This is a genomic window from Gordonibacter pamelaeae 7-10-1-b, from assembly GCF_000210055.1.
Lineage (GTDB): Bacteria > Actinomycetota > Coriobacteriia > Coriobacteriales > Eggerthellaceae > Gordonibacter > Gordonibacter pamelaeae.
In genome coordinates, this window is record NC_021021.1 from 784,223 (window position 1) to 791,221 (window position 6,999).

Below are 6,999 nucleotides of genomic sequence, written 5' to 3' on the forward strand. Positions count from 1 at the left end.
GCCGAGGCCGCCCAGCTGCAGGCCGCCGCCGAGCTCCCGCGCAGCGCGTCCCTCGACGTGCCGGCCCTGCAGCAGTACCCCGAGCTCCCCACCGGCTGCGAGTCGGTAGCGCTCACCAACGCGCTTCTGGCCTGCGGGTTCGACCTGCAGAAGACCGAGATAGCCCAGGAGTGGCTGCCCACGGGCGCCGACGACTTCGTGCACGCCTTCATGGGCGACCCCACCTCGCCCGACGGGCACTCCTGCATGGCCCCTGCCATCGCGGACCCGTGGGCAGCCTACCTGGCCGCCCACGGGTCCGACCTCGAGGCGGCCGACCTGACGGGCGCGCCGTTCCGCGACGTGCTCGCCCAGGCAGCTGCCGGCAACCCCGTCGTCGTATGGTGCACCATCGGCCTGGACGAGCCCGGCGCGTGCTACCGCACCGCCCAGGAAGGCGGCCGCACGTACAACCTGATCACGAACAGCCATTGCGTGGTGGTGCGCGGCTTTGACCTGGACGCCGGCACCGTGCTGGTCAGCGACTCCCTGGCCGGCCAGGTGTCCTACCCCCTGGCCACGTTCGCCGCCCGCTACTACGCCCTGGGCGCGCAGGCCGTGGTGCTGCGCTGAAGGCGCCGGCCCCGCCTGCACGAGGCAGACGGGGCCGGCCGGGCGTTTCAGGCTGCGGTACCTACCTGCGGGCGGGCTCCTGCTGGGTGATGCAGTGGATGTTGCCGCCGCCGTAGGCTATCTCGCGGGTGGGGACGCCCACGATCTCGCGGTCGGGGAACATGGCCTGCACCTGCTCGCAAGCCAGGTCGTCGTACTCGTCGCCGTACTGCGGGAAGATGATGGCGTCGTTCACGATGAGGAAGTTCATGTACGAGGCGATGGCGTAGTCGTCGGTCGTGCGCGGCAGCGTGCCCTCCACCACGTCGATGGCGTCCACCTCCTCCTGCGACATGTAGGTGGGAACCTTCGGCATGGTGAGCTTGTGCACCTTCAGCTGGCGCCCCTTCGCGTCGGTGGCCTGCGACAGCGTGTCGTAGGCGGCGTGGGCGGCCTCGTAGAACGGGTTGTCCTCGTCATCGGTCCAGATGCAGGCCACCTCGCCGGGGCGGATGAAGCACGCCACGTCGTCGATGTGGCCGTTCGTCTCGTCGGGATCGATGCCGTCCTTGATCCAGATGACCTTTTCCACGTTCAGGTACTCGCGCAGGTAGCCTTCGATGTCCTCCTTCGAGAGCTCCGGGTTGCGGCCCGGCGACAGCAGGCACATCTCGGTGGTGATGACGGTGCCCTCGCCGTCCACGTGGATGGAACCGCCCTCCAGCACGAACGTGTCGGGGCGGTAGCGCACGGCGCGCGCCAGGTCGGCCACCTTCACGCCCACGAGCGCGTCCTGGTCCCAGGGGAAGTACAGGCCGTCGTACAGGCCGCCCCAGGCGTTGAAGTGCCAGTGCACCGCGCGCACGTCGCCGTCGTCGTTCTTCACGAACGTGGGGCCGCAGTCGCGGATCCACGAGTCGTCCGAGGTCATCTCGATGACCATGACATTCTCGTCCTCGGACATCTCGAAGCGGGCGGCCTCGTAGTCCTCCGGCTTCGCGCCGATGACGACCGGCTCGAAGCGTGCGATGGCGCGCGCCACCTCCGCGAACGCCTTCTGCGCAGGCTTCGCTCCGTCACGCCAGTTGTCGGGGCGGTGCGGCCAGAGCATCCAGATGCGCTCCTGCGGCTCGAACTCGCCGGGCATGCGGTAGCCGTCCTGCCTCGGGGTTGACTGCTCTTCGTAAATGGTTTCCATAGGTCAGGTCCTTTCGAACGTCGTTACAACATAGCAGGTGCAGGGACGAAGCGCTACACCAGGTCGCGCGGCTCGCGGCCGATGAGCATCTCCTCCTCCATGGCAACCTCCTCGGAGGGGGGCTCCTCCTCGAAGCCGTGCGCCACATCGTAGGCGAACGGATCGCCGTGCGTGCCCATGCCGCCGTAGTGGTCGTCGCGCCCGCGGGCCGACCACACGCGCACGATCTCGCCCAGGATGACGAACGCTATCACGCCGATGAGCATGGGGATCTTCGACATCTCGGCCTCGGAGCCGTTCAACGGCACGATGGTGGCGATGATGGACAACACGAGCAGCACCACGGGCAGCCACGTGACCACCAGCAGCACGCCGCGCCCGCCCGGCACCTTGAACACGCGGTTCACCGTCGGGTCGACCGAGCGCAGCTTCAAAAACGCCGGGAACATGGGAATGTAGCTGATCAGCAGGAACACGATGTTCATGGAGAAGAAGATCCAGAAGAAGCCGTCGAAGCCCGCCAGCTCCATCACGGGCGACAGCAGCACGAGCACGCTGGCCACGATGCCGTTGACGATGGCGGCGCCGGTGGGCATCTGGTTCTTCTTGCTCTCGTGCGCGAACACGTGCGGCATGTTCTGCTTGCGCGCGGCGTGCTCGGCCACGAAGTTCACGCCGAACGACCAGCTGACCATGTTGCCGAACAGCGTGATGAGGAACACGATGCCCACCACGATGAACAGCACGCTGCCCACGCCGGCCATGATGCCCACCGCGTCCATGATGCCGGAGTCCAGCGAGATGTCGAGCGCCGGGATGGCCGCCGCGATGCCGAACGAGCTGAACAGGTACAGCGCCGCGATGGCGATGCCGCCGGCGATGATGGCCTTCGGAATTTGCTTGCTGGGGTTCTCCATGGAGCCCACGTAGGTGGTGATGACCTCGAAGCCCATGAAGTTGAACAGGATGATGGACAGGTACGTGAGGCTGTTCGAATCGAGCGACGGCAGGAACGTGGCCGGGGCCATGTCGTTCGCGAAGCCGTAGTTCACGGCGTACCAGATGCCCAGACCGCCCACCACCACGGCGATGCCCACCTTGAGCACAGCCGCCAGGTTGAGGATCCACGCCGAGTCCGACACCTTCGAGAAGCTTAGGAACACGACGATCCAGATGAACGCCAGCTCGATGACGAGCGACGGCACCAGCCCTATCTCCATGCCCGTGATCATGGCGATGGTCTCGGGGAACAAAAACGCGAGCGAGGCCATCCACAACGGGAAGTTGATCCAGTAGTACCAGCTCACGCGGCTGCCCCACTTGTCGCCGAACGCGCGGCGCACCCAGTCGTACAAACCGCCCTCGTCGTCGTAGGTGGTGCCGAGCTCGCTCACCACCAGGCCGTACGGCAGCAAAAACGCGATGATGAGGAAGATCCACCAGAAGAACTGCGAGTTGCCGATAGCGGCGGCCGGTGCCGCCGCCTCCGCCACGAACACGACCGTGATGACCGACAGGATGGCGTCGATAAGGCGGAATTTCTTGTTCTTTGCCATAAGTTTCCTTCTTTCGATAGCGCAGAGGTCAGATTGGCGCTCGTCAGCCTACGAGGGCGGCCGTGGTGCCCGCCCTCTTCGGGAACTTGCTTCGCGGCGCAGCTTGCCGACCCGTCTCGATGGCCGTTAGGCCGTCGGAACCCCCTGCTTCCCTAAGCCCTCCAGCAGGTAGTTCAGCTGCTCGCGGGCGTCATCGGCCTCGGGCTCGTCAACCTCGGCCTGCGGGCAGAACCACGCGAGCAGACCGCGGATGGAGTGCTTGCGGTTCTCGGCCTCGTCCCAGCAGATGGACTGGGGGCCGTCGATGACCGCGTCGGTGACCTCCTCGCCGCGGGACGCGGGCAGGCAGTGCATGAACTTGGCATCCGGGGCGGCCATGTCCATGAGCTCGGGTGTGACCTGGTACGTCGGATAGAAGATGGCCATGCGCTCGTCCTTCGACAGCTCCTTGTCGTACAGGCCGTACCACACGTCGGTGTACACGAAGTCGGCATCGCGCATGGCTTCCTCGCGGTTGTCGGTGACGGTGACGCTGCCGCCGGACTCCTCGCAGTTCTTGCGGCCGATGGCCAGCAGGTCCTCGCGGATCTGGTGCCCCTCGGGGCCGTACTGCACGAAGTCCATGCCCATCTTCGAGCAGATGAACATCTCGGACACGCACACCTGCGTGGCGTCACCCACGAACACCATCTTGCAGTTCTCGATGCGCTTGCCCTCGGGCAGGTGCTCGATCATGGTGAGGAGGTCGCCCATCTCCTGCGTGGGGTGGTTGTAGTCGGACATGCCGTTTATCACGGGCACCTGCGCGTACTTCGCCAGCTCTACGATATCCTCATGACGATCGACGCGTGCCATGATGACGTCCAGGAGGCGCCCCATCACGCGCGCGGAGTCCTCGATGGTCTCGTGGCCGCCCAGCTGGATGGTGCCGGGCGCGTAGAACTGCGCGTCGCCGCCGAGGTCGGCCATCGCGCCCTCGAACGACAGGCGCGTGCGGGTGGACACCTGCTGGAATATCATGCCGAGCGCCTTGTGCCTCAAAAGCTCGGGGAAGTAGCCGGCCTTCACGCAGCGCTTGAGCACGCGGGAAAGCTCGATCATGTCGAGCAGCTGGTCTTTGGTGAAATCGTTGGTGTCGAGAAAATCTTTGGCAGTCATCGCGACGGGCCTCCTTCAAGCCGAATGGTCTATTGAGAACAGGGACGATTCTGCCGGACGGCGCACCGCCCTCCGGGGAGCCTCCCCCGTTTGCAACACCGCCGTTGCCGCGCAATCAACCAGACGTTGCGCAGATGGCGAGCCGGCTTGCATGCTTGTCGCCGAAACCAAGCGTGCCAGACCCAGCCTGAAAGAAACGGCACGGCCGGATTGCCAGCACGGCCGCGCCTTGGGCGTCAGCGGGAAGCCGCCCAGAGACACGGCTCGACAGAGGAGGAGAGTCGTGCGAGAATCGACGGCGAACCGAAACCGAACCACGACGAAGGAACTCGCCATGAACCTGCCCGGCCTCATCACCGTGCACCCCGATCAAACCGACGAGCTGGACGCCCTCGCAGCCATGGTGGGCACGTGCTTTCGCGAGGAGATGTGGTACGCCACCTGGCTCGACGTTCCCAACATCTCCGAAGGGCGCAAGCTGGCCATCACGCAGGCCGTCATCCGTGCCGACTACGCCGTCACCGCGCCCTACGGCTGCGTGTTCACGCTGGACGACCGCGCGGGGGCGGTGAACGCCTTCTTGCGCAGCGAGCTGCCCGAGGGCGGATGGGAGCCTTTGGAGGAGGAATCGGGGCGGCGCATGGCCGCGTCGCTCACGCCGCAGGAGGCGGCGTTGCTCGACCCGCGCGCCGAGGCGATGGAGCCGCTTTCGGACACGAACTGGCCCCTCGCCCATGCGAAGGCCGACGAGGACTTCATCTACTTCATCTCGGTAGGAGTCGACCCCGCCAGCCGAGGCACCGGAGCGTTCCGCCGCCTGTTCACGCCGTTTCTGGACGAAGCCGACCGGCGCGGCCTGCGCTGCTGCCTGGACTGCTACACCAACCGGTTGGAGAGCCTGTACAGCCATTACGGCTTCCGCACGGTAGACCGCAAAAGCGCGCCGGGCTTCGACCTGGTCGAGCGCCTCATGGTGCGCGAACCCCGCGCATAGGAGGCTCGTCATGAAATCGAGCGAGATCGCACGGCTCGCCGGATGCACGGTGCGCACGCTGCGCCACTACCACGCCATCGGGTTGCTGCCCGAACCGCCACGCGGCGAGAACGGCTACCGCGACTACGGCGCGGAAGATCTCGCGCGCCTCCTGCGCGTGAAAAGGCTCGCGTCGCTCGGTTTCTCGCTCGACCGCATCGGCGAGGTGATCGAGCAGATGGACGCGCACCCGCCCGACAACGCCGGTGCGGGGGCCAGCGACGCGCTGGACGAGCTCGACCGCGAACTCGAGCTGCAGATAGAGCGATTGCAGGAGCAACGCCGCACGATCGCCCTGTTGAAGTCCGAACGCCTCGACCCCGACCTGCCGGTGCGGTTCGCCCAAGTGGTGAGGACCCTCATCGACTACAAAGAATGCGCCATCACCAGTGGCGAGCGCGAAGCCCTGCTCATCACCGGGCACCTCTACACCGAGTCGGACACCGCCGAACTTGAACGCGTAATGGAGGGAATCCATCAACTCGGATTATTCGAGCAGATGAAGGAGATGAGCGATCGATTCGACGAGCTGTCGGCCGACACGCCGCAGGAGGAGCTCGACCGCTTCGTCGAGGAAGCGCTCGAGCTGATCGACCCAGTTATCACCTGTTTCAATTCGGCCAACTGGGAAGACGTGACGAGCCCGGAAGACGTCGAGATGGAGCGCTTCGTCGACGAGCTCATGCGCAAGGGCCTGAACCCCGCCCAAATCTACGCGGAAGATCGCCTGGAAGAGGAGATGAAAGCCCGCATCCTCGCCCTCCAAGAAGACTAACGATCCAACGTGCCGAAAAGCGACCTTTTGCCGTTTGATCCGTTCGCTCGCAAGAGCGGGGCTCCTGCACAATTCCCCCATATCCCGCTTGACCCCGACGCAACGTCGTAGTTTTAACTTCCTTTCTGACGGAACAGAAAGGAACTCCCCATGCACACGAACCCGCACCCGGCCCGCATCGCGCCACGCTTCTTGGCATCGAACGCGCTCTCGCTCCTCGGCAACTCCATAGCCGCCGTGGCGCTGCCGCTTATCCTGCTGGCCACCACCGGCGACGCGCTGGCCGCCGGCACGCTCGCGCTCATCTGCGCCGTTCCCCAGATGGTCATCGGCGTGGTGGGCGGCGCGGCCCTCGACCGCTTCAACCGCCGCGACATCTCCATCCTCTCCGACCTCGTATCGGCCGCGAGCGTGGCGCTCATCCCCGTGGTCGATATGCTCTGGGGCCTCAACTTCGGCTGGTTCGTGGCGCTCGGCCTGCTGGGAGCCGTGGGCGACATCCCCGGCATGACGGCGCGCGACGCGCTGCTGCCCGCCGTGGTCGCCCGCGACAAGGCCGACCTCCAGCGCTTCATGGGGCTCACGCAGTCGCTCGACTCGCTCACCACCATCGTGGGGCCGGCCGCAGCGGCGTTCCTCATCGGCGCGGTGGGCGGCGTGCCGTCGCTGTGGCTCACCGCGGCGCTCT

The 6,999-nt window shown here is 65.9% G+C and carries 7 protein-coding genes; 4 read left to right on the plus strand and 3 right to left on the minus strand.

The window, feature by feature from the left end:
- Window positions 1-612, plus strand: a 612-nt coding sequence (locus GPA_RS03730) for a C39 family peptidase (RefSeq protein WP_156791126.1), incomplete at its 5' end; no start/stop codon positions are given.
- Between the two features lie 61 nt (window positions 613-673).
- On the opposite strand, the gene aguA is transcribed toward GPA_RS03730, so the two are convergent.
- From aguA to ptcA, 3 genes are all read right to left on the minus strand, one after another.
- Window positions 674-1,789 (minus strand): agmatine deiminase, encoded by a 1,116-nt coding sequence (gene aguA / locus GPA_RS03735; RefSeq protein WP_015538978.1) that lies wholly within the window; start codon window positions 1,787-1,789, stop codon window positions 674-676.
- A gap of 53 nt (window positions 1,790-1,842) precedes the next feature.
- Window positions 1,843-3,345, minus strand: coding sequence for an APC family permease (locus GPA_RS03740; protein ID WP_015538979.1), 1,503 nt, complete (start codon window positions 3,343-3,345; stop codon window positions 1,843-1,845).
- Window positions 3,346-3,471: 126 nt separating this feature from the next.
- Entirely contained in the window at window positions 3,472-4,503 is a 1,032-nt protein-coding gene (ptcA, locus tag GPA_RS03745) for a putrescine carbamoyltransferase (protein ID WP_015538980.1), read from the minus strand.
- 334 nt (window positions 4,504-4,837) lie between these two features.
- Here ptcA and GPA_RS03750 point away from each other — a divergent pair, with 334 nt between their 5' ends.
- From GPA_RS03750 to GPA_RS03760, 3 genes are all read left to right on the plus strand, one after another.
- Window positions 4,838-5,497: an N-acetyltransferase gene (locus tag GPA_RS03750; protein WP_015538981.1), complete on the plus strand. Its 660-nt coding sequence runs from the start codon at window positions 4,838-4,840 to the stop codon at window positions 5,495-5,497.
- 10 nt (window positions 5,498-5,507) lie between these two features.
- On the plus strand, window positions 5,508-6,311 hold the full coding sequence (locus GPA_RS03755) for a MerR family transcriptional regulator (RefSeq protein WP_015538982.1): 804 nt from the start codon (window positions 5,508-5,510) through the stop codon (window positions 6,309-6,311).
- Between the two features lie 150 nt (window positions 6,312-6,461).
- Window positions 6,462-6,999, plus strand: a 538-nt coding sequence (locus GPA_RS03760; protein WP_041238996.1) for an MFS transporter, incomplete at its 3' end; no start/stop codon positions are given.

Excerpts from the sequence above, each read along its gene's own strand:
- aguA (WP_015538978.1), bottom strand. The coding sequence starts at position 1,789 with ATGGAAACCATTTACGAAGAGCAGTCAACCCCGAGGCAGGACGGCTAC.
- GPA_RS03740 (WP_015538979.1), bottom strand. The coding sequence starts at position 3,345 with ATGGCAAAGAACAAGAAATTCCGCCTTATCGACGCCATCCTGTCGGTC.
- ptcA (WP_015538980.1), bottom strand. The coding sequence starts at position 4,503 with ATGACTGCCAAAGATTTTCTCGACACCAACGATTTCACCAAAGACCAG.
- GPA_RS03750 (WP_015538981.1), top strand. The coding sequence starts at position 4,838 with ATGAACCTGCCCGGCCTCATCACCGTGCACCCCGATCAAACCGACGAG.
- GPA_RS03755 (WP_015538982.1), top strand. The coding sequence starts at position 5,508 with ATGAAATCGAGCGAGATCGCACGGCTCGCCGGATGCACGGTGCGCACG.